Annotated in this window: 20 protein-coding genes; 2 read left to right on the top strand and 18 right to left on the bottom strand. The window is 54.7% G+C overall.

The window, feature by feature from the left end; genetic code table 11:
* Positions 1–92: 92 nt before the first annotated feature.
* The 9 genes from RIN56_07075 to recQ all read right to left on the bottom strand — a co-directional run bounded on the left by RIN56_07075 (position 93) and on the right by recQ (position 12,817).
* The gene (locus RIN56_07075; protein MDR7866568.1) at positions 93–1,553 is read right to left on the bottom strand and encodes a 4-hydroxyphenylacetate 3-hydroxylase family protein; all 1,461 of its coding nucleotides are present in this window, start codon (positions 1,551–1,553) and stop codon (positions 93–95) included.
* A gap of 56 nt (positions 1,554–1,609) precedes the next feature.
* Positions 1,610–5,107: a pyruvate:ferredoxin (flavodoxin) oxidoreductase gene (gene nifJ / locus RIN56_07070; protein ID MDR7866567.1), complete on the bottom strand. Its 3,498-nt coding sequence runs from the start codon at positions 5,105–5,107 to the stop codon at positions 1,610–1,612.
* A 278-nt stretch (positions 5,108–5,385) separates the two neighbouring features.
* The gene (locus RIN56_07065; protein MDR7866566.1) at positions 5,386–6,663 is read right to left on the bottom strand and encodes a TRAP transporter large permease subunit; all 1,278 of its coding nucleotides are present in this window, start codon (positions 6,661–6,663) and stop codon (positions 5,386–5,388) included.
* 16 nt (positions 6,664–6,679) lie between these two features.
* Positions 6,680–7,201: a TRAP transporter small permease gene (locus RIN56_07060; protein ID MDR7866565.1), complete on the bottom strand. Its 522-nt coding sequence runs from the start codon at positions 7,199–7,201 to the stop codon at positions 6,680–6,682.
* 99 nt (positions 7,202–7,300) lie between these two features.
* Positions 7,301–8,329, bottom strand: coding sequence for a DctP family TRAP transporter solute-binding subunit (locus tag RIN56_07055; protein ID MDR7866564.1), 1,029 nt, complete (start codon positions 8,327–8,329; stop codon positions 7,301–7,303).
* Positions 8,330–8,785: 456 nt separating this feature from the next.
* Positions 8,786–9,562 carry an IclR family transcriptional regulator gene (locus RIN56_07050; GenBank protein ID MDR7866563.1) on the bottom strand — a complete coding sequence of 259 codons (777 nt, stop codon included), beginning with the start codon at positions 9,560–9,562 and terminating at the stop codon, positions 8,786–8,788.
* Positions 9,563–9,817: 255 nt separating this feature from the next.
* Positions 9,818–10,111, bottom strand: a complete 294-nt coding sequence (locus RIN56_07045) for a hypothetical protein (protein ID MDR7866562.1) — start codon at positions 10,109–10,111, stop codon at positions 9,818–9,820.
* A gap of 80 nt (positions 10,112–10,191) precedes the next feature.
* Positions 10,192–10,602 carry a molybdenum cofactor biosynthesis protein MoaE gene (locus RIN56_07040; GenBank protein ID MDR7866561.1) on the bottom strand — a complete coding sequence of 137 codons (411 nt, stop codon included), beginning with the start codon at positions 10,600–10,602 and terminating at the stop codon, positions 10,192–10,194.
* Between the two features lie 91 nt (positions 10,603–10,693).
* On the bottom strand, positions 10,694–12,817 hold the full coding sequence (recQ, locus tag RIN56_07035) for a DNA helicase RecQ (GenBank protein ID MDR7866560.1): 2,124 nt from the start codon (positions 12,815–12,817) through the stop codon (positions 10,694–10,696).
* Positions 12,818–13,001: 184 nt separating this feature from the next.
* Here recQ and RIN56_07030 point away from each other — a divergent pair, with 184 nt between their 5' ends.
* Positions 13,002–13,367 carry a hypothetical protein gene (locus tag RIN56_07030; protein MDR7866559.1) on the top strand — a complete coding sequence of 122 codons (366 nt, stop codon included), beginning with the start codon at positions 13,002–13,004 and terminating at the stop codon, positions 13,365–13,367.
* Positions 13,368–13,384: 17 nt separating this feature from the next.
* On the opposite strand, the gene RIN56_07025 is transcribed toward RIN56_07030, so the two are convergent.
* The 8 genes from RIN56_07025 to RIN56_06990 all read right to left on the bottom strand — a co-directional run bounded on the left by RIN56_07025 (position 13,385) and on the right by RIN56_06990 (position 22,247).
* Positions 13,385–14,239 carry a methyl-accepting chemotaxis protein gene (locus RIN56_07025; protein MDR7866558.1) on the bottom strand — a complete coding sequence of 285 codons (855 nt, stop codon included), beginning with the start codon at positions 14,237–14,239 and terminating at the stop codon, positions 13,385–13,387.
* Between the two features lie 40 nt (positions 14,240–14,279).
* Positions 14,280–14,930 carry a 3-oxoacid CoA-transferase subunit B gene (locus RIN56_07020; GenBank protein ID MDR7866557.1) on the bottom strand — a complete coding sequence of 217 codons (651 nt, stop codon included), beginning with the start codon at positions 14,928–14,930 and terminating at the stop codon, positions 14,280–14,282.
* 11 nt (positions 14,931–14,941) lie between these two features.
* Complete coding sequence (locus tag RIN56_07015) at positions 14,942–15,589, bottom strand: CoA transferase subunit A (protein ID MDR7866556.1); 648 nt, start codon at positions 15,587–15,589, stop codon at positions 14,942–14,944.
* A gap of 59 nt (positions 15,590–15,648) precedes the next feature.
* Positions 15,649–16,701: a ketopantoate reductase family protein gene (locus RIN56_07010; protein ID MDR7866555.1), complete on the bottom strand. Its 1,053-nt coding sequence runs from the start codon at positions 16,699–16,701 to the stop codon at positions 15,649–15,651.
* A gap of 21 nt (positions 16,702–16,722) precedes the next feature.
* Positions 16,723–18,303, bottom strand: coding sequence for a sodium:solute symporter family protein (locus tag RIN56_07005; protein MDR7866554.1), 1,581 nt, complete (start codon positions 18,301–18,303; stop codon positions 16,723–16,725).
* Positions 18,304–18,506: 203 nt separating this feature from the next.
* Positions 18,507–19,535 (bottom strand): ketopantoate reductase family protein, encoded by a 1,029-nt coding sequence (locus tag RIN56_07000; GenBank protein ID MDR7866553.1) that lies wholly within the window; start codon positions 19,533–19,535, stop codon positions 18,507–18,509.
* Between the two features lie 19 nt (positions 19,536–19,554).
* Entirely contained in the window at positions 19,555–20,484 is a 930-nt protein-coding gene (locus tag RIN56_06995; GenBank protein MDR7866552.1) for a 3-keto-5-aminohexanoate cleavage protein, read from the bottom strand.
* A 416-nt stretch (positions 20,485–20,900) separates the two neighbouring features.
* Positions 20,901–22,247 (bottom strand): sigma 54-interacting transcriptional regulator, encoded by a 1,347-nt coding sequence (locus RIN56_06990; protein MDR7866551.1) that lies wholly within the window; start codon positions 22,245–22,247, stop codon positions 20,901–20,903.
* Positions 22,248–22,679: 432 nt separating this feature from the next.
* Between RIN56_06990 and speD the strand changes: the two genes are divergently transcribed.
* Positions 22,680–23,495: an adenosylmethionine decarboxylase gene (gene speD / locus RIN56_06985; protein ID MDR7866550.1), complete on the top strand. Its 816-nt coding sequence runs from the start codon at positions 22,680–22,682 to the stop codon at positions 23,493–23,495.
* Between the two features lie 96 nt (positions 23,496–23,591).
* Here the strand turns inward: speD and RIN56_06980 are convergent, their stop codons facing one another.
* Entirely contained in the window at positions 23,592–23,756 is a 165-nt protein-coding gene (locus RIN56_06980) for a hypothetical protein (protein MDR7866549.1), read from the bottom strand.
* Positions 23,757–23,789: the final 33 nt, after the last annotated feature.

Here is a 23,789-nt window from a genome sequence, read left to right as displayed (position 1 = left end):
CTGCATCTGTAAGACAAAAAGAAAACGGGCGACGTTACCGCCTGCCCGTTTGCGTTATACGATGCGCAGTTATGAAAATTTTCCCGCCACGGTCAGGAGGCGTCAGGAGCAATCCCGGCGATCGACTTGGCCAGATCCTTTTTCTGCTCAATATTTCCCTGGCGGGCGATCACGATGCGCTGCGCCTGAGGCGAGCCCGCGCCATGCATCGATTCGGTCCGGTAGCCGACGGCGGCTGTGCCCAACGTAAGATTTTCGATCAGCCGCAAAACGCGCATCCGGTGTTCGGTGGGCACACCAGGCTTGGAGGAAAAGTATTTTTCCACTACCTTGCCGATTTCCGGGTGGCGCAAATCTTTCTCCGAAGGCATTGTCACCATCAGGCCGCCGGCGATGTCCTCGGCCAGCCGGGCGATCTCGTACGGGTAGCGGGTAACATTCTGCTTGCAGACATTGGCCAGCAGAAGATCGATCAGGTACGTCCCCGAGGCGGTCGGATAGCCGTTGGCCGAGCAAGCGATACCGCAGGCATACAATGTTTCGTTGAGATGGGTCATCTCGATAAGCTTATCCTTGACATGGGAAGCCTTATCAGCCCCGTTGTATTCGGCGGCCAGCGCAGTCGCGCCGATGAGGACATCGCCGACGCCCACCTTGCAGCCGCCGTAACTCTGACGATGATAGCCGGCGAAGCGCTCCACCAACAGGCCGCTAAACTCTGTTTCGCCGCACATGAAGACATTTTCCCAGGGGATAAAGACATTGTCGAAAACCATCAGCGCTTCATGGCCGCCGAACCGGCTGTTGCCGACATCGATATCGCCGCCTTCGAGCTTGCGGGTGTCGCACGACTGACGCCCGTAGATGTAGAAAATGCCCTCGGCGTCGGCCGGAGCGGCGAAAGAAACGGCATAAGCGCCGTCCTCTTTACCCATCGCGATTGTAGGCATGACGAGAATCCAGTGAGAGTTGACCGCGCCGGTCTGGTGCGCCTTGGCCCCCCGGACGACAATGCCGTCCTGGCGTTTCTCCACAACATGGACAAAAAGGTCGGGGTCGGCCTGCTTGTGGGGCGGCAGGCTGCGGTCGCCTTTCGGGTCAGTCATGGCGCCGTCGACCGTCCAGTCCTCTTCCTGCATCCTGAGCAGGAAATTATTGAACCGGTCGTGATAATTGGTACCCAGTTTACCGTCCATCTCAAAGGTCACGCTGTCGACGGCGTTAATGGCGTCCATCCCCACGCAGCGTTGGAAGCAGGCCGCCGTTTTCTGGCCCAGCAGCCGCTGCATCTTTACTTTCTTCACCAAGTCTTCCGCGCTCTGGTGCAAATGGCAAAACCGGTTGATTTTCTTGCCGGTGAGGTGGGAGGTTGTCGTCATAAGCTCTTCGTACTCGGGTTGATTAGCCAGATCGTAAGTCATCTTCACCGCATTCATCGACGGCCTGATAACAGGATGATCCACCGGGTTTTCCACCAATTCGCCTTGCAGATATATCTTGAATCTGAGTTTGCGTAAACTATCCTCATATTCCTGTCCGGTTTTTATTGCCACAGCTATTCCTCCTTTACCTGGTGGCGGCCCCTGAAGCGGGGCCGCCCCTTCTTCATTTAATAAGCCGCTAATCGCTTGTAAGTCTCCAGCCTCTCCCTGGCGTCGCGCTCAGCCTTATCAAAAAGGGCCTGCGCCGTCTCGGGGAACTGTCTGGCCAGCGCCGTGTAACGGACTTCGCTCATGAGGAAGTCCCGGAAACTGGCGGTGGGTTCCTTCGAATCCAAAAGGAAGGGGTTGCCGCCCTTCTCCTTAAGTTGCGGATTGTAACGGTACAGCGCCCAGTATCCGGCTTCCACCGCCCGTTTGGCCTGCGCCTGGGTTTTGCCCATCCCGGCCATTATGCCGTGATTGAGGCAAGGGGCGTAGGCGATGATGAGCGAAGGACCGGGATACGCCTCGGCTTCGGCGATAGCCTTTAGGGTTTGGTTTTTATCGGCCCCCATGGCGACCTGAGCGACATATACATACCCGTACGACATCGCCATAAGCCCCAGGTCTTTCTTGCGGGTTTTCTTGCCGCTGGCGGCGAACTGGGCGACAGCGGCCGCCGGCGTCGCTTTGGACGACTGGCCGCCGGTGTTGGAGTAGACCTCGGTATCGAAGACAAGAACATTTACGTCTTCTCCCGAAGCCAGCACATGGTCGAGACCGCCGTAGCCGATGTCGTACGCCCAGCCGTCGCCGCCGAAGATCCACTGCGACCGCTTGACGAAAAAATCGCGTTGGTTGTAAATCGCATTCAGCAACGGGGCGTCGCCCTTCTCCGCCGCGAGCGCGCTCGCCAGGCGATCGGACCGCTCCCTCGTGCCCGGCCCTTCGTCGATGCGGGCCAGCCAATCCTCCATCGCCATCTTGAGGTCTGCGGCAACACCGCCGGCCAGCGCTTCTTCCACCAAGCCGGCAATAGTTCTCCTGACCTGCTGACCGCCCATATGCATACCGAAACCGTACTCGGCGTTATCCTCGAACAGGGAAAATCCCCAGGCCGGACCGAAGCCGCGCCGGTCGGTGGTATAAGAGGTCGATGGAGCGGTCGCGCCCCAGACGGTGGAACAGCCGGCCGCGTTCGAGATAAGCATGCGGTCGCCGAAAAGCTGGGTTATAAGTTTGGCGTAGGGCGTCTCGCCGCACCCGGCGCAGGCGCCCGAGAATTCCTGCAACGGCAGTGAAAACTGGCTGCCTTTGACGGTGAACTTCTGGCCCGCCGGAACAGACTGGGGCGAGAGGGTCTGGGCGAAAGCCCACCACTCCTCGCAGGCCGGCCGTTGGTCGGCCAGCGGCTTCATCGCCAGCGCCTTCTCCTTCGCCGGGCAGACATCGACGCAATTGCCGCAGCCGCTGCAGTCCATCGCCGATACTGCCAGATGGAACATCAGTCCCGGATAACCGGTGGCCGGCTTGGCGGCGAACCCGGCCGGCGCGTTCTTCAGGTCTTCGGGAGTCAGCAGCATTGGCCGGATGACCGCGTGCGGACAAACAAACGAGCATTGGTTGCACTGAATGCATTTATCGGCTTGCCATACAGGCGTCTCGAAGGCCACGCCCCTCTTCTCCCACGCCGTCAGCCCCGACGGAAACGTTCCGTCCTCCCGGCCGTTGAAGATGCTCACCGGAAGCTTGTCGCCCTCCTGGCGGTTCATCGGTATCATGACCTCTTTCACAAATTGGGGCAACGGCTTTTCGTCCGCGCGCGGCGCGTCAACGGCGTCTTTCCACCCGGCCGGCACGTCGATGCGGACAAGTTCGCGGATGCCGCGCTCCACGGCGGCAAAGTTCATATCAATGGTAGCCTGCCCCTGTCGGCCGTAAGAGTCGACGATCGCTTCCTTGAGGTAACGCACGGCGTCCGCCACCGGGATAATCCCCGCAAGCTGGAAGAAAGCCGCCTGCATAATCATATTTATCCGGCCGCCGAGTCCCAGCTCCTGGGCGATGCCCAAAGCATTGATCGTATAAAACTGGACGTTGTTGGCCGCCAGGTACCGTTTCATCGCCGCCGGCAGGTTCTTTTCCAACTCCTCCGGCCGCCACAGGCAATTCAGCAGGAACTTCCCGCCCGGTTTCAGTCCGTCCAGAATGTCGTACAAGTCGACATACGCCTGATTGTGGCAAGCGATAAAATCGGCGTTGGTTATCAGATAGGAGGACTGGATCGGCTGCCGGCCGAAGCGCAGGTGCGACACGGTCACGCCGCCCGACTTTTTCGCGTCATACGCGAAATAGGCCTGCGCGTACAGATCGGTGTGATCGCCGATTATCTTGATCGCGCTTTTGTTGGCGCCCACCGTGCCATCCGCGCCCATCCCCCAGAACTTGCAGCAGGTCGTGCCGGCCGGCGTGGTATCGATCGCCAGCGGGTACTCCGGCAGAGAGGAAAAAGTCACATCGTCGTTTATACTCACCGTAAAGGCGGTACGGGGCTTATCCGCCTTCAGATTCTCATAGACGGCGGCGATATGGGCCGGGGTAAAATCCTTCGAGCCCAGGCCATAGCGCCCGCCGATGATAACCGGCGCGTCGGCGCAGCCGAAGAACGCATTTCTCACATCCAGGTACAACGGATCGCCGGCCGCCCCCGGCTCTTTTGTCCGGTCAAGGACGGCGACGGCGCGGGCGGAAGGCGGCACGGCCCGCAGGAAATGCTCGACCGAAAATGGTCTATAGAGATGGACGTCGACCAACCCGACCTTCTCGCCGCGCGCGTTCAGATAATCGACTGTTTCCCTGATAGCGTCGCAGCCCGACCCCATGGCGACGATAACCCGCTCCGCCTCGGGATCGCCGTAGTAATTGAACAATCGGTAATCGCGGCCGGTGATTTTGTTGATTTCCCCCATGTAATATTCGACAATGCCGGGAAGCGCATCATAAAACTTGTTGACCGCCTCGCGGGTCTGGAAATAAATATCCGGATTCTGTGTAGTGCCGCGGATCACCGGGTGGTCAGGGTTAAGAGCGCGACGGCGAAACTCGTCCACCGCCTCCATATCCAGCAGTTTGGCCAGCTCTTCATATTCAAGGGCATCGATTTTCTGCACCTCGTGCGATGTACGGAAACCGTCGAAAAAGTGGAGGAACGGCACCCGTCCCCGGATGGCCGCCAAATGGGCGACCGCCGCCAAATCCATCGCCTGCTGAACACTGCTGGACGCCAGCAACCCAAAACCTGTCTGGCGGGTGGCCATTACATCCTGATGGTCGCCGAAAATGCTGAGCGCGTTGGCGGCCAAAGCCCGGGCGCTTACGTGGAAGACGGCGGGCAGCAGTTCGCCGGCGATCTTGTACATATTCGGTATCATCAGCAGCAAACCCTGAGACGCCGTATAAGTGGTGGTCAGCGCCCCGGCCTGCAAACAGCCGTGCAGCGTCCCGGCCGCGCCACCCTCAGACTGCATCTCGATTACCTTGACCGGTTGGCCGAAAATATTCTTCCGGCCCTGGGCAGACCACTCGTCAACCAATTCCGCCATCTGCGACGAGGGAGTGATGGGATAAATGGCCGCCACTTCGGTGAACGCGTACGACACATACGCCGCTGCGGTATTTCCGTCCATAGTTTTCTTATTGCGGGTAGACACAGCTCATACTCCTCTCTTACATTGAAAACTGTAAAATGTTATCTCTTGGGAAACGGCCGGTATGTTCCTGAGAGCAGCGGCCGTATATTTTACCTTTATCGATTCCCGCGGGGTTCGCCAATCTAAAAAAAATAGTAGCGCTCCTCCCACAGACGTGCCATCGAGGAGGCAACAGCACCAGGAACGCCACTACTTGGCGCTGGGAAGACCCGTACCGGCGCCCGCTATTCTTCTGACGTTCAAAGAAAGATCGCTTATGTCAGAAGCTTCACCAGCCACAGCGACAGGGATGGCAAATAGGTGAAAAGGAGTAAATCAACGATAAGTATGACCAAAAACGGGAAGGAAGCCTTGATAATCTGCTTGAAGGAAACGTCTTTCTGGAGGCTGCCGGCGACGAACAGATTGACCCCCAACGGCGGCGTCAGGAGGCCGATCGTCATGTTTACAACCATAATAACCCCAAAGTGAATAAGGTCGACTTTCATTAGCATCACCAGCGGAAGGAAGATCGGGCCCAGAATAATGATGGCCGCATTGAGCTCCATGAAGCAGCCGGTAATGAGCAGGATAAAGTTGACCAATAGCAGCAGCATGTTGGCATCATCGGCAATCGCCGAGATAGCTGTCGCCACTTTTACGGGAATCTGCTCGGTGGTCATTATCCAGCCCATGGCGGTGGCGGTGGCGATAATAAGCATTACCATGGCGGAAGTCACGCCCGCCTCGGAGAAGCTGGTGACCATTTCTTTCAGATTCAGTTCCCGGTAAATAAAGAAACCGATTATGAGACTGTATACGCAAGCCACGGCGGCAGCCTCGGTCGGCGTGAACACGCCGCCGTATATGCCGCCCAGAATGATTAGCGGCATGGCCAGACCCCAGATCGAATCCTTGAACGACGCCCAGAAAGCTGCGAGAGTCGGCCTTACCGTCCCTTTATAGCCTCTTTTCTTGGCGATGAAATAACAGACAGCCATCAGCGACAGTCCCATAACGACGCCCGGCACCACTCCGGCCATGAATAGTTTGCCGATGGAAGCGTTCATGCTGATACCGTAAGTTACAAACGGAATGCTGGGGGGAATGATAACGCCTATCGTTCCAGCCGCCGCCATCAGGCCGACGGCGAAAGCCTTGTCGTAGCCGGCCTCGATCATCGCCGGCACCATGATAGCGCCGATAGCGACGACCGTCGCCGGCGCTGAGCCGGAGATAGCGGCAAAAAACATGCAGGCCAGCACAGCGACCAGAGCCAGGCCGCCGGAAACCGAACCCACCATGTTAGTGGCCAAACCGATCAGCCGTTTGGATATACCGCCCCGCTCCATCAGCCGTCCGGCAATCATGAAAAGCGGAATAGCCAACAGCGAAAAAGAATCCAGACCGGTAAACATCCTCTGCGCCACAATAAAGACAGGCACCTTCTGTGTTATCGCCAGCGCCGCCAACGAGGCCATCCCCATGCCGATGCCCAACGGCACGTTCAGAACAACAAGTACTCCGAATACAATGATCAGAATATCGCCCATCTGCCGTCTCGCCTCCTTATATAGCGTTATCCACCCGGGTCTGGTCGTCGTCAGAGTCCGATATGCTGCCGATCTGCTCAACCAGCTTCAGCAGATAACGTATGCTCATCAACAGACAACCCACCGGGACGGCGGCGTAGGCGACGACTATAGGTATGCGCATGGCGGGAGAAAGCTGTCCGGTGGCCATCAGCCGCTGAGTGTAGTCGCCGCCGACATAGGTGAGCGCGACGCAAAACACCAAACAGCACAGACTTGTGATGATACCGGCATACCTCTGAGCCCTTTTCGGCAAAGCCACGACAAATGCTTCCACACCGATATGGGCGCCCTTCTTCACACCAAGGCTGGCGCCGATAAAAACCGCCCATATGGAGAGGTATCGCGAAGCCTCCTCGGACCAAGAAGACGAGTCATTTATTACGAAGCGGGTGATTACCCCCCAGAAGGTTATCGCCGTCATAGCGATCAATAATGCGGCGATAAGATGGTCCTCGATATAAGTCATTATTTCATCGACTTTCCTGAGAAAAGCCATTTTCATCCTCCCACGAATAAAGGGGCAGCCCCCCAGATCGGCAAACGGCACTTCTCGTCTGGCTGCCCCCTCTATCTTAGTCCGGGTTATCTCACGTTCCTATTTCTTGCTTTCGGCCTCCTGCACCGCTTTCAGAACCTTATTGAGCAGTTGCTCGCCGACATCCTTCTTGCCAATCGTGTCGTAAACGGGTTTCGTGGCTTCCCGGAAAGCCTTAAGCTGGTCTGGCGTAAGTTCAGTTATTTGCATGCCGCCGGCCTTCAGCTTATCCATACCTTCTTTGATTTGCTTGTTGTTTTCTTCTCTTTCCACTTTTCGCCAAATAACTGCGCCCTCGTTGATAACCTTCTTGATGTCGTCGCTCAGGCCGCTGTAAAACTTGTCGTTCATCAGCAGCAGGTACGGATTATATACATGACCGTCGAGGGTCAGGTATTTCTGGGTCTCGTAAAAACGCATGGAAACGATCAGGGAAATGGGGTTTTCCTGCCCGTCGATAGTTTTCTGCTGCAAGGCGCTGTACACTTCGTTGAACGCCATCGGGGTCGGGCTGCCGCCCAGAGCTTTGACGATCGCCATATGAGCCGGGTTTTCCATTGTCCGGATTTTCAGGCCCTGCATATCGGCCGGTTTGGTGACGGTCCTTACGCTGTTGGTGAAATGCCGGAAACCGTTCTCGCCCCAGACCAGACCCCTGACGCCGGTCTTGGCTCTCATCAGTTCGAGGATTTCTTGGCCGACAGGGCCGTCGAGCACTTCATAGGCTGCCTTCTGGGTGCCAAACAGGTACGGCAGGTCAAAAACCATCATCTGGGGGAATATCCCTGGCAGCGGACCGGAACTGAGAGCCGCCATTTGAATCGTCCCCATCTGCAGGCCTTCCAGTTGCTCGCGTTCCCCGCCGAGCTGACTGTTGGGATATGTAGTCACTTTGACTTTTCCGTTGGTTTTCTCTTCAACATGTTTCTTGAACGCCTGACACGCCATCTCCAGCCTGTCGTTGACGGCAGGCGAACTGTGGGCCAATTTGATTTCGATCACTTTGGCGTCTTGGGCGGCCGATGGTTTCTTTTCCCCGCCGCCACAACCGGTTATAAGGGCGAGAGACAGCAGAATAACAAAGAACATACCATATCTTTTCGTTATTTTCACCATTAATAAGCCCCTCCTTTGTTTTGTGTACTCGCTGTTTTCAATCAAACCAGCAACTCGAAGCGATCATTCCCCTCCCGATTCAAACTATAAGAAACACCCCTCCCATCCCGGTCAGCCTCCCGCCCTAAACCATAACCGGCTTATAAGAACTTTTTGCGTAAACTAAAGCGGCGATTCCTATCATCGAAGGCGACATTGGCATATATTTTAAATGCACTGCTAAATATTCTGCTCATTTCGGAAAACTCCTTCACAATTATCAGATTGCGTTCACGACAATTTCGGAATACATTCCGCAATTGCCGCGGTAGATGCCAGGTCAGCAACAGCCCCCCCCCCCCCGCAGCCGCCACATGAAAAAGCCGGATCGAAACGATCCGGCAAATCGGGTCTGTTATATTTCAATATACTCTTCAGGAAATTATGGGATCATGCGAAAATCCTTCTGAAATCCTCGCCGATTTTCTGGGCCGCGTCAATTACGGCGGGGATAATTCGCTCTATCACATCCGGCGTCATTCTTACTTTCGGAGCTGTCACGCTTATAGACGCAACAACCTTGTTACCGACGCCGAACACCGGCCCCCCTACGCAGCAAAGACCGAGATAAAACTCCTCGTCGTCCACCGAATATTTATTTTCTTTGATCTCTTTAATTTTTTCCAGTACCTTCGGTATGTCCACTGTTGTAAATGGCGTGAGAGGTTCCAGCACATTGGGCAGGATCGTCTTAATAGCCTCGTCGGAAAGGTCGCACAACAGACTGCGTCCCAGCGAAGTGCAGTGAAGAGGATAGCTGTCATCCAACGTAAAATTCGGCCGCAGCAGGTGCTTCGACTCCACCAACTCAATATACGAGCACATATCATTGTCGCGCACCGCCAAATTGACGCCTTCGCCGAACTCCTCGTTGATGGCCACCATATGTTTTCTGGCCTGCTCCTTCCACCGCAGGAAATTGCCGCATTTGCCGAAAACCTGCAGCACTTTGGGAGACAACCTGTATTTGCGATTCTCCGGGTTTTGATATATATGCCCCATCAATTCAAGGGTATTAACAATCCTTTGCACGCTGCTCTCCGGCAGACCCACAATCTGCCCAAGCTCCGTTACGCCGAATGCGTCGCTGTCCTTGAAACACTCAAGCACATGCAATCCTTTTACCAAGGCCTGAATCTGATATTTTGCCTCTTCGTTTTTTCTCACGCCAGCTTGCCTCCGCATTCAAAGTACGCCACGAGTGCTAAAAAATCTCCTATGCCTGCACAACAATATAACCACTGCCGGCAAATCAGATAATTGCCTGGTTATCCAGTTCACTATATCTCATTATAACAGAAAATTATATATTGTCATCAGCGCTCGTTATGTTTGTTCATTCCACATTTAAAAATATTTTTTTGTTTTTTTGGAATGCGCTCATTTCATTTCTCTCGGCTAATTCGCAACTGATTATTATCTTCACTGGTCTTTCCCCAACCGTAAATATCGGCTCTGATAACCGCCGATCTTGCGGCCGTCAAACAGAAACCTGATAACAGTCAGCGCTTCGGAAGGGCTCATATTATCTTCATAACCCAGCTCTTTAAACTCAGCCGAAATACTAGCCTGCGTTTCCCGGGAAACCGCTGTCAGCCCCCGAATCTCGGTAACAACGGCTTTGATCTCGCTGTTATCCATCAACCCAATGACGCTCTGGCCTTTCTCCACACCGATAATCATAAGAAAAATGGCCACCTTCTTTAGTGGCGTCAAAACAAGTTCCCCCCAGTAATTACCCGCGTAATCTCATATGTAAAAATCAGGCCGGCATGGCATCCTCCTGCGGATATCCATTACTGCTTCTGCTCGATTTCCGTAACACACTCTGTCTTGATCTTCTGCACCAGGAATTGCAGCGCATCGACAACATGCGGCCTTATATCGCCGGCGATCAGCACATACATGATGTCATCTCCCAGGTCAAGCTGGCCTTCATTCAGCCACACCTTAATATAGAAAATACCCGCCAGCTTATAGGTTTCAGCAATCGCGGCATCGACCTTGGCGGCATCGTACGCGAACTCCATTCCCTTCACCATCGAGCCGTCATTAATCCCCTGGCGAACCTGGGCCTTGGGCGTCTGGCGGACAACGCCATTATGGACCAAAATCATTCCTGCCTGCAAAGCCGCCGGATGAGCCTTTGCTTCTTTGAGCCATTCATCGATAGATGGTGATACTTTTTTCGTTTTCCCGCTTGTCATAAAATAAGCACGCCCCTCATCATTTTAGTAGATTACTTCCAATCCGCCTTATTCTCATTATACGCCCGGCGCCCCCGCAAATCACGCCGTTTTATTTCCCCCCGGACGGTAGCAGACCTTTTCTGTGTTTACATATTGTCGCCTTGATGGCGGCGTAGTCGACCTCCTCAGGCAACGCCTCTTTGAGCGGCTTAAGCTTGGCAACTCCCAATTCGTCAATCTTGGCGACAATCAATTCCTCATACCGGGCCGGGATCAACGCCGACCAGTCTATCGCATAACCTTCCAAGCTGCACCGCATCAGGTGGTCCTGCACGGTCAGCAGCTTCAACTTGCGCTGGGCGGCAATCGCCGCAAGCGACTGTCCCGCCTGGTACAAACCCAGCGTGACGACATGACTGGGAGCCTCGCCATCCTTATCGCCAGTACCTGCCGCTTTTGTCGGTGCGGGGCAGAGCGACGGATTGTGCTCGGCGCAATATTGCCTGATGACCTGTAAGAATTCTTCGCCATAGCGTTCCAGTTTGCTTTCGCCAACCCCCTTGACCAAACGCAGGGCCTGGCGGTCAGTCGGGCAATACTCGCACATCTCCCGCAGCGTACTATCGGCGAATACCACATAAGGCGGCACCCCCAGCCTGTCGGCGATCGCCTTGCGCAATACCCGCAGCAATTCAAACAAAGAATTGTCCTTCGCTGTTGCCCGCTGCCTTTTAGCCGCCTTCTGCCATACCCTTGCCCCGTCTCTCAATACCGCTGCGCCTTCACCGGTCATTTTCACCACCGGATACTCACTTTCCGTCAGGCAGAGATAGCCGGTGGCAATCAGCCGGTTGATCAAATCTTTTACTTCCTGCAGGCTGTACTCTTTAAGCAGGCCATAGACAGACAGCGTCTCGGCGCCCAACTCGCGGACTTTTCTGTTCTTGGCGCCTTTCAGCACATCGGCGACCAGGTTGATGCCATAACGTTCCTTCAGGCGCACAACGCACGAAAGCACCTTCTGCGCCTCGACGGTTATATCGACAAGATCCTTGCCGTCGTTGCAGTTGCTGCAATTGCCGCATTCATCGGCAGCCGCCCGTTCGCCGAAATACTCCAGAATGTACCGCCTGAGACAGGCGGGTGTATGGCAATAGTCCACAATAAATTTCAGCTTGCCGAATTCGCCGGCTTTTCGCTCGCTGTCGGCCACCGACTGCTCGATCAGAAACTTTTGCAGCTGGATATCCTGCGCGCCGAACAGCAAGATGCACTCGCCCGGTTCACCGTCCCGGCCGGCCCTCCCGGCCTCCTGATAGTATGATTCCATATTCTTAGGCATATTGAAATGGATGACATAGCGCACATCGGGCTTATCGATGCCCATACCGAACGCATTTGTGGCCACCATCACGCTTATATCGTCGCGGATAAAAGCCTCCTGGCTTTTCCGCCGCTCGTCGTCGCCCAGTCCGGCGTGATATTTTCCCGCCGGCCAGCCGGCTTTGCGTAAAACGGCATAAAGATTGTCGACCTCTTTGCGGGTTGCGGCGTAAATTATCCCTGACTTACCCTTATTGGCGGCAACATATTTCAGCACAAAATCTTTCTTGTTCTCGCCGCGGCTGACGGCGAACGAAAGATTGGCGCGGTCGACGCCGGTATAGTAAGTAGCCGGCTTATGCAGCCCCAGCAGCTCGATGATATCTTGCTTGACACTGTCAGTGGCGGTTGCGGTGAAGGCGCCGATGACGGGGCGGCTGGCCAACCGGCCGATAAACGGCCCGATGGCCCGGTAACTGGGGCGAAAATCATGCCCCCACTGCGAAATACAGTGAGCTTCGTCGATAGCCAGCAGCGATATCGCCAGCGCCTGGATAGCCGACTGAAAGTACTCCGATTCCAGACGTTCCGGGGCAACGTATAGCAGCTTGTACCGGTTCATTCGCGTGTTATAGAGGCGTTCATTCACCTGGGCGCCGGTCAACGAACTATTGATATAAGCGGCCGGAATGCCCACCTCATGAAGAGCGTCGATCTGGTCTTTCATCAGCGAGATCAGCGGCGAAACAACGATAGTTATCCCCGGCAGCATCAGCGCCGGCAGTTGGTAGCACAGCGACTTCCCGGCGCCTGTCGGCATAACGGCCAAAGTATCGGTACCATTCGTCAGGCTGTTGATTATCTCGGCCTGTCCTGGGCGAAAATCGGCGTAGCCGTAATATTTCTGCAATAAAGTCCGGGCATTTCGCACTATCTTTTTCTCCTATTGGCTTTATTTTAATTTCTTTTACGCACTCTCCCCCATTATAACACGCTCGCAGGAAAAAGCCTCTCAATGGAGAGAGGCAATAGAAAAGCAACTTTGCGGCATTTTTTGTTTAATATGCAATTTCACCACAGGAGGCAACAATACCGTGACCGCTTTTGACAAGTTGAGGGGGATAATTATTGAACTGAAAAAAGGCAAATTCTCCCCAGCCGACATGGAACCGGGCACTATGCTGGTTGAAGATTTAAAACCGGATTCTCTCGATTTGGCCGAGCTGCTTGTCCTGATGGAAAATGAGTTTTCCAAGCGTCACAGCCGGGGATCTGATGAAATCGCTAACGCGCCACCTGCCGGATTATATGATTCCTGCCCACATCATAAAGCTCGACCGCCTGCCGCTCAATTTCAGCGGCAAAGTCGACCGGAATGCCTTGCCTGCTCCAGAATGCTAAACCAGCAAGAGCCCCGGCCGCCGGAAAGGCGGACGGGGCTCTTTAACGGAGTTATCTGACTCGCATCACAGAGATCCTAACTTTTCATCTTCAAGCCTTCCGCCACCTGATCCAATTTGGCGGCCGTCGCGCCGACCGCCTGCACTGCCTCAGCCACATGACTGATGGCCGCGGCAATCTGGGAACTCATCTCATCGATATTGGCCAGTTTCTCTTGATTATGCTCGCTATCGGCCTGAATACTTTTTATAATATCGGCAATTTTTTTAACCGATGCTGCCGAATTATCGGCGAGTTTCCTGATCTCGTCGGCAACCACCGCAAAACCGCGCCCCTGCTCGCCCACGCGGGCGGCCTCTATGGCGGCGTTGAGGCCGAGCAGGTTTGTCTGCCCGGCGACGTTTTTTATTATCTCCAGCACTTGTGCTGTTTCCTGGACCCTGGCCCCCGAGTCGTGCGACAATCGGACCAGCGCCTTGCAGGCAGCCGCGACCTCCTGAGTCTGCGCCGAGACCTCCTCCGTAGTACTGGCGATTGTACCTAGTGCTTTTGAAAGCTCCGCCGCCAAATCAGTCATCGTATCTTGAAGGTCCACCGACTCGACGAAAGCCACCGCCCCGACTACCCGGCCATCTTCCGAAAATATCGGGGCCGCGGCCCCGATATAGGGTACGCCGAATTTTTCCTTGTCCCCGCGCATATGGACGACCCTTCCTTCGTCCATCGCCTTGACGATGGCCGTACCGGGCTTCAGCGGCATTCCCGCCTGAACCCCGGTATCTATTTTGGGGTTTATCAGGCTGAATATATACTTTTCCCGGTCACATACCGCCATCGTAATATCGCCGCGGACAAGCTCCTTCACAACCGGCAGAGCCGCGAAGAATTTCGCCAGAACCGTAGAATTCTCCCCAGCGTCCAACTCTCTCACCGCCTTAGCATCTAAGTCCTTTTTGCCGGGATTGCAAGCGTCAATCCAGCCGCATGATGGATAAATCGTCAGCGATGGCAAACTCGGCCGCAGTATTTGCACTTACATCCTGGGCCGTCACGCCCGGAGCCAACTCTTTGAGCAAAAGCCCCTTATCCGTCACCGCGAAAACGCACAGGTTCGTAACGATAATATCCACCACCCTGCTGCCCGTCAGCGGCAGAGTGCATTTCCTCAATATCTTCGGAAGCCCGTCTTTAGCCGTATGCTCCATAGCGACGACCACCCTTTTAGCCCCCGACACGAGATCCATCGCCCCGCCCATGCCTGGCACCAGTTTCCCCGGCACCATCCAGTTAGCCAGGTTTCCCTCCTGGTCGACCTCCAACGCCCCGAGCACGGTCACATCCACGTGGCCGCCGCGGATGATCGCGAACGACATGGCGCTGTCGAACACGGCGCCGCCGGCGGCGATCGAAACCGGCTTCCCGCCCGCATTTGTCAAATCCTCATCAGCCCGTCCCTGCAAGGGAGCCAGCCCGACAAACCCGTTTTCCGACTGCAGGATGACTTCCACGCCGGCCGGCAGGAAATCGGCCGCCAATGTAGGGATACCGATGCCCAGATTGACGACATAGCCATCCTTGAACTCTTGTGCCACCCTTTTAGCGATTACGGTCTTGGCATCCATCTCTCCGCCCCCTACCCTTGTACAATATAGTCGACGAATATTCCGGGCGTCATCACCTCATCCGGGTCTATCTGCCCTGCGTCGACGATCAATTCTGCTTCCACGATAACAACATCGGCCGCCGTCGCCATCAGCGGATTGAAATTGCGGGCCGACCGGCGGAATACCAGATTGCCGGCGGTATCCGCCATATACGCCTTCAGCAGCGCCACATCGGCCTTCAGCGGCTTTTCCAGAAGATAATCCCTGCCATCTACCTTAATCGCTTCTTTCCCGTCGGCGACCGAAGTACCGATACCCGTCGGCGTGAGAATACCGCCAAGGCCGGCGCCGCCGGCGCGAATCCGCTCCGCGAGCGTGCCCTGGGGCACAAGCTCGACACTAAGCTCGCCGTTATTCATCTGCCGGCCCGTCTCGGGATTAGTACCGATATGGGATACAACAGCCCGCTTCAGCCTTCTCGCCACGACCAGCTTGCCGATTCCCTTTTCCGGCGTCGCGGTATCGTTGGCAATCACGGTAAGCCCATCCGTGCCTTTCTGCAGCAATGCGTCTATTAATCGCTCCGGCGTCCCCACGGCAAGAAAACCGCCGATCATCACTGTCATGCCGGCCTTAACCGCCGCGAGGGCTTGGCTTATCGCCCTAACTTTGTCCATCATATCCTCCCGATTGTTTAATAACCGGAGAAGCCGGATTCCTCCGGCTTCTCCGCTTCTCACAGTGTCACTTGGATGCCCTTCGCATATTGTTCTAGCAGCGCGTCGAAACGGCTCAAGTAGCTGAAATCGTTTACCCCTCTTCTATTCTGGGCTTCGGTTACCAACTCGACGACTTTGTCGTTGAAGGGAGTCGGAACACCGCTTTCGCGCCCTTTCCGGCAGACGATCCCGTTGATATAGTCGATCTCGCAGTCGCGCCCCTTTTCGAGATCCTGCAGCATACTGGCCTTCAGTTTGACATGCTGCCCCCATATTTTTTTGTAAAGAGGCATTTTCGCGGGGATTTCCCTGGGATCCTCAAATTCGAAGGATTCCATATCCTCCCCCTGCATTTTCGCCATCTGGACCCCCTGCGCATGGCTGACTTTGATACACTCGTCAGCGATGAATGCCAGGCAGGTCATGGCCTTCGGATCGGCCAGCACGTCCCCGAACGTGCACCCCAAAGCGGCCGACATACCGCTGAAAGTAGAATTCATCAACACCTTGGCCCAACGGATACCGGTAAGATTCGTCAGAATCTCCGTAGTTCCCACACACTGCAGGTACCCTTGCACCGCCGTCAGGCGGGGACGGACGACGCCATCCAGTTCGCCGATTTCAAAGGCGAATTTCCGGACCGCTTCCTGGGTGGTTGTCAGCATCGAAACGCCCGGTTTCAGCCAGGTGGCGCCAAATCCTACCGCCCCGCCGATGGTCCGCTGGCGTCCCACGGTCTCGGCCACACTTTCTTCGGGAATACCGTTCTGCAGTGTGCAAACGATGCTTTCCTCATGCAAAAAAGGCAGCAAATTTTTCAATACCACGGGGTTGGTCGTCTGCTTGTTCAGCAGGAACACCAGATCGTACTTCCCGGTCATTTGCTCCGGCGTATACGCCCGCACCGGTACATTCAGCTCCATAAAGCCCGTGATCGTCGCGCCGGCGGCATTGAGCGCCGCCACATTCTCCTTGCTGGCGTCAATCAGATCAACGCTTTTCCCCTTATGATTCATCAATGCCCCGATGATCGTTCCCAGAGACCCCACACCGATAATTGCGGCTCGCATAACTAGTTCGTCTCCTTGTTGTTATTTTGCCGCCGGCCTGGCGGAAAGCGAAACCTTCTCATGCGACGCTTCGTCGGACTCCTGACGGATACGCATGGCAACCTCGCGCGTCGACGGGCTCACATCGGCTTCGAAATACGCTTCGTAAGCCTCCTTGGGCGGAGCGTCGGTCATGAATACCACGATCAGCACGGCGACAAGCGACACTGCGGCCCCAACGGCAAACGGGTTCGTAGCGTCCATTATCTTCGCGATAACATATACGGCCGCGCCGACGAAGACGCCGGCATACGCCCCGGCCCTGTTCATCCTCTTCCAGAAAAGCCCGAACCAGACCGGCCACATAAACGCAGCTCCAAACGCCCCGTATACGTACGTGAAGCCCATGGCCAGCATCATTGGCGGCTTTATGGCGCTGAGGACCGCCAGAATACCAAGCACGAATACGGATATCCGCAGATGGTTCGTCGCCTTGGCTTCGTTTATTTCGCGATTGGGGAACACGGCGCGGTAAATATCGTAATAAATGGATGTCCCGCAGTGGAGCAGCATCGAGTTCGCCGTGGATACGGCGGCAGCCATAATGGCGATCAGAGTCATGGCGCCCACGAACGGCGGAGCGTACTGCTGGACGATAAGCGGCATGATATAGTCGGTCGTCTTGCCGGCCGGCAGGCTGGGCAGCAGTGCTTTGGCCCCGAGGCCGATGATTATCAGGCAGATAAATATGGGAATAAGCGCGATTACCGTCCACATCATCTGTAGCACGGCCGCCTTGGCGTTCTTGGGAGCCATGAACCGGGCGATCCAGTGCGGAGCTACCGAAGCTCCCAGCGCGTTAGCCATAAAAATCGCCATCAAGGCGCCCCACCCGAAGCTGCCCTCAGGCGTGAGCATAATCCCCGCCTTGATCGGCGGCCCGCCGACGTTGACCGGGGCAGTGGTTACGGCCACCGCGTCGAGAATATTGCCGACGCCGCCCGTCGCCGTCAGCACGGCGCCCAAGCCGAACGCCAAGCCGATGAGAATCAGGATGGCGTTGACGGTATCGGTCGCCGCCACCGACCAGAAGCCGCCCATGCACGTCATGAGCAGAAATACCAGGAAGCCGAAAATTGCCCACTCGTAAGGAATCCCGGTAATAGTATTGAAGACGATGCCAAAACCGACCACCTGCAGGTGGGAAAAGATAAAATAACCGATAAACATAAGAACGGCGACGATAATTTGCAGACTGCTAACCTTCTGGAAAGGCTCGTAACGCATGCGGATAAATTCCGGGAAAGTCCGCGCGGGAATATCCGGCCGCCTAACCTTGTAGGCAAGCATCGGCATGATCGCCGTGGCCAGGAACCAGCCCGCAACCCAGCCGATAATCGCCGCCGCGCCGGTGCGGTACAGAAACCCGGGGACACCCATAACGGACGCTACGCTGACCCAGGTAGCCACCGACGTACCCACGCCGAGGAACAGCCCCATCCGGTGTCCACCGGTGGTGAAGTCGGACAGACTTTCCACCTGTTGGGAGCTTTTCCAGGTCGTCCAGGCCAAAAAGATAACATATAGGCTGAAAACTATGATGTAGGAAATATCCAAATTCATTTATTTCGCCTCCTCCTTTTCATAACTGAACAAGCTACCCGTCGCTCCCCACCGCTTGACGCCGGATGCCTCAATCTTCTGGCACAGGATCAAAGCAACCACCAAAACGAACAAAATACTGCATCCCCAGAATAGTAACGCTATGGCCACTACACTCACCTCCCTCCGTTCGGATTGCATTGCTATTTGCCCAAGCCGCGATATTATTGGGCCGCGGCGATAATGTCGGCGAATCTGGCAAGATAACTAAAATCGTTTACTCCTTTCCTGGCTTCGGCTTCTTTCACCAACTCAACCACCTTATCGTTGAATGGCGTAAGAATACCGCATTTGCGCCCGCCCCGGCAAACAACGCCATTAATAAAATCAATCTCCGTCTTTTGACCCTTTTCCAGGTCCTGGAGCATACTGGCCTTATTATTGTGGCGCCCCCAGACTTTTTTATAAAAATCCATCTTCGCCGGGATATCAGTCTTGCTGTTAAGCTCCAGGAACCCGAAATCGACCCCCTGCATCTCCACCATGCTATAGCCCAACCCCCGGCACACTTTTATCACCTCATCGGCGATATGCGCCACGCAAACCATCGCGGTCGGGTTGGCCAGCACCTCGCTGAACGTGCCGTTAAGGGCCGCGGACATGCCGCTGAAAGTCGCGTTCATCAGCAACTTGGTGTAACGGATACCCATAAGATTGGTCAGGATCGTCGTTCCCCCGGCCGCGCTGAGGATCTCTCTCACTTTTTCCAGCCGCGGGCGCAACACTCCGTCTACCTCGCCAATCTCAAAGGCAAACTTCTCGACCGCCTCCAAAGTCGAGGTCAGCTCGGACACCCCAGGCCTGAGCCAGGTGGCGCCGAACCCGACCGCGCCGCCGATTGTCCGCTCTTTGCCCACCAAGCCGGCTACCGAATCTTCGGGAACGCCGTTCTGTAAAGTACATACGATACTGTCCTTGTGAAGAAACGGCAGCAACTTCGTTAACGCGATTTCGTTGGCCGTCTGTTTCGTCAAGACAAAAACAAGATCGTACATTCCGGTCATCTGCTCCGGCGTAAGCGCCGTAACTGCCTGATGCAAGCTAAGGTTGCCGGTGACCGTGGCGCCGTTGGCGTTCAGCGCATCCACATTCTCCTTATATGAATCGATCAGATCGACCTGTTTGCCGTTCTTGGTCATGAGCGCGCCGATGATAATCCCGAGCGCCCCTGCCCCCAAAATAGCCGTGCGCATAAGAATCCCCCTGTTATTCTTAATAATTGACCTTATCGATCCCCTTGAGAGCGAGCATCGTCCTGGCCTCGTCGGCGGTAGCTACCGCCAGCCCCAGTCGCTCGGCGATCTCTTTGAGCTGGATGACCTGTTCGGCGCTCGACTTCGCCAGCACCCCCGGCTTGAGATAAACATTGTCCTCCAGGCCGACCCTGGCATTGCCGCCCATGCACAGCGCCGCAGTCACAAGCGGGAACTGGGCCTTGCCGGCGGCGGCGCACGACCAGACGAAATCGCCAATCTGTTCGCGGGCCGTTTTGACGAGATAGGCCAGATTCTCGACCGTAGCAGGAATGCCGCCCAGAATGCCCATAACGAACTGCATATATATCGGTTTTTTCACAATTCCCTTATTGTAAAAATAAGCGATATTGTTGATCATGCCTACGTCGTAGACCTCGAATTCGGGCCGGATGTCGTATTTGTTCATCGTCTCGATGTAATACTCCATGCCGGAAAAAGTATTCGAGAAAATCAGGTCGTACGTACCTTTCAGATGAGGAATCTCCCAGTCATATTTCGGGTTTTTCAACTTCGCCGCGAGATCGGCGAATACAAAGTTCACCGACCCGGCATTGCACGAAGCCAGTTCCGGCTGCAGATCAACCGCCGGAGCAAGGCGCTCCTCTTTGGACATCCACACTGCGCCGCCGGTAGTAACGCACACAACAGCATTACACTGCTTTTTGATGGAAGAAACGATATGTTTCATAATCCCCAAATCGGAAGTTGGCTTGCAATCCTCGGGATTGCGGGCATGGACGTGGACGACCGCCGCACCCGCCTCATGGGCCTTGACGGCATCGGCGATGATCTGTTCCGGCGTGGACGGGAAATAGGGACTAAGGCTCGGGGTATGGGTCGCCCCCGTAACTGCTGCGGTAATGATGATTTTCTGTTGTTTCGCCATCTGGATTCCTCCATATTCTGATAATTGCGCCTGCTAACCCGCACAGTGTCGCCTGTGCCCTGGTATAACGCCCTATTGCAACGCGTTGCTGGCACCTATATATAGCACAAGTCGTGCCACCGTCAAGTTTATGTAGACAAAATATTCGTTCAGCCCTCCTTATCCGGCGGCCGATTCGCACAACCAAGCCGGTCACAGCAAGCAGCAAGCACTTTCAGCCGGGCCGAAAATTCGCGCTAATTTCACCGATAATTAGTTGACAGTGAATGAATCAGCAGCCGCCAAAAATGTAAGCGAAAAATTACACAAAACTGTGCGAATATTAAATAAGTTGCTAGCAGACCCGATAAACGGCCGAAAAGAAACAGTGTAAGCTGTCGCTTACACTGTTTCTTTATACTTACACAATATTATCGTTAGCCTATTCCCAGCCGGCGCATTTTTTGATACAGCAAGGGTCGGGCGATATCGAGCAGCTCCGCGGCTTTCTTTTTATTTCCCTGCGTTGTGCGCAAGGCGTTCAGGATCATCTCCTTTTCGGTGGCCGCCTTCGCTTCCTGGATACCGCGCCCGGCTGACAGCTGACCCCTGCTTTCTATCTTCGGCGCCAGCCACGCGAAGTGCCGCTCTTCAAGAAAATTGCAATTGCACTGATTGATCGCCCTTTCCACGGCATGCTCCAGTTCGCGGATATTCCCCGGCCAATCGTATTTCATGATCAGTCCCAACACCTCCGGGGCTACGGACACCGTCCCCAACCCCGCCTGGTCCCCGTATTTTTCCGCGAACTTTTCCACGAACAGCGGTATATCCGCTCTTCTCTCGCGCAGGGGCGGCAGCTTGATCGGAATAACGTTCAGCCGGAAAAACAGATCCGAACGAAAAGTCCCCCGCTTGACCAGCTCTTCCAAACTGTCGTTCGTGGCCGCCACGATCCGGACATCGACAGGTATCGAATCCGAGCCGCCCACCCGTTCGATCTCCTTCTCCTGCAGCACCCGCAGCAGCTTCGCCTGGGCCGCCGGCGACAGCTGGCTTATCTCATCCAAAAACAGCGTCCCCTTGTCGGCCTGCTCGAACTTGCCTTTCTTCCCGGACTTTCTCGCCCCGGTAAAGGCCCCTTCTTCATAGCCGAACAGTTCCGATTCGATAAGCTCCTGAGGGATGGCCGCGCAATTAAGCTTGACAAAGGGATAATAGGCCCGGTGGCTTTCCTGATGCAGGGCATGGGCCACCAACTCCTTACCGGTGCCTGTTTCCCCCTGAATCAGCACGGTGGAGTTCGCGGACGCCGCCTTGAGTATCGCCGCGCGGATCTCCACAGCGGCCCCGCTGGCCCCGATGATATCGGCCAACGAATAACGCACCCCGGAATATTTTTTGACCTTTTCTTTATAGTAGTCAAGCTGGCTTTGCAGTTCCTTGATAGATTCAAACAGCTTTTCAGCAACCTCAAACACCTGAAAAGACATGGCGCCGATAATGACGCCGTCCTTCACCAGCGGAATCCGGTTGACGATCAACGGCTTTCCCTGATGGTAAAATACATCTCCCAATATCGGCTTGCCGGATTCAATCACAAGAGGCAGCTTACTTGTCGGCACGACATCCTTGATGTTGCACCCGATAACCGCTTCCGGGTCGTAACCCCTGGACCGCGCGTACTTCTCTTCCATAAAAACAATGCGGGATAAATGATCGACAACGACCAACCCCCACATATGCGCGAAAACCTGTTTCATTATCTCGCTGTGCTTGGCCAAACATAACCCCTCCTTTCAACTTCAAGGCTCGGGAATCGCCAAACGCCGACTAGGCGGCTCAATTGTTCATCAGTTATGATTTTAACTATACGCCTACAAAAACGGTCAAGTCAACAAATTTACCCTGTTTCGCAGTAAACCGGCCTCAGCGGCGAAGCAGTCGATCTGCCGCAAGACATAGCCCTTTTTTCGATTATACCCTTTTCCGGCAAAATCGAAAAGAGCATAAACTTGCCGTCGAAATGGCAGCCGAATGTCCTCGGCCGCCGCCGCCGCCGGCTCGTCGAAAAATGACTGCCGTTACCCTAACATGGTGGAAAAACGTACTATTTGCCAGCCATTATCGTATATTTACTTATTTTTAACAACTTATGCGCAAACTTGCATTATAATAAAGAATGGGAATTTATTATATAGCGAAGGTGATTGATATTGGAGATTAAAGCGCTCAAGAAACTGCAATTATACGGCTTTAACAATCTTACAAAAACCCTCAGTTTTAACATGTACGACATTTGTTACGCCAAAAGCATACATCACCGCAACGAATATATCGCCTATATCGACGAGGAATACAACGCCGAAAGATTGACAGCCATCCTGACCGAAGTGGCCGACATAATCGGGGCGAATATCCTCAATATCGCCCGCCAGGACTACGAGCCGCAGGGCGCCAGCGTGACCATGCTCATTTCCGAAGGCAAGAACAACCCCGGCGCAGCCGACGAAGAAACCTTGCAAGAAACTACGGCTGGGGGGGAAGACATAGCAGCACATCTCGACAAAAGCCATATTACCGTCCACACCTACCCGGAAAGCCACCCTGACAAAGGCATCAGCACTTTCCGGGCCGACATCGATGTTTCCACCTGCGGCGAGATTTCCCCCCTCAAGGCCCTCAACCACTTAATCAGCTGCTTCAGCTCCGATATAGTAATCGCCGACTACCGGGTGAGAGGCTTCACCAGAGACATAAACGGCAAAAAGTTCTTTATCGACCATAAAATCAACTCCATCCAGAACTACATCGCCAAAGAAACCCGCGACCTTTATCAAATGATTGACGTTAATGTATACCAGGAAAACATCTTCCACACAAAAATGCTCCTGAAAGAATTCGATCTGGATAATTATCTGTTTGGAACCGCGAAAAAAGAACTGCTGCCCGGCGAAAAAAAGAAAATCAAGCAGCGCTTGAAAAAAGAAATGACCGAGATATTCTACGGCAAAAATATCCCGAAAGTATAATACCGATACCCCAAAAAATTTAACCATAAGCGTGCCGCAAACGACAAACTTATGGTTAAATCACACTATCCAAGCAAGCCTTTCTCTACAAGGCTCTCACCTTTCGCCGGTTGCCACTAGCGACTTAACAAATAATATTTTTTCGACCTTCACCGTAATTTTGCCGAACAAGCCTGCCAAGCTCGGCTTATAATAGACGCCAACCCCGTCGAGTTCCGTCTGATTGTAATTCTCCGGCTTTTCAGGTTTACCCAGTCGCACGGACGGGTAGCGGGGCGTCCCGCAATTGCCGCC

This window comes from Sporomusaceae bacterium (assembly GCA_031460455.1).
Lineage (GTDB): Bacteria > Bacillota > Negativicutes > Sporomusales > UBA7701 > Anaeroselena.
This window is presented reverse-complemented; position numbering and strand designations above follow the sequence as displayed.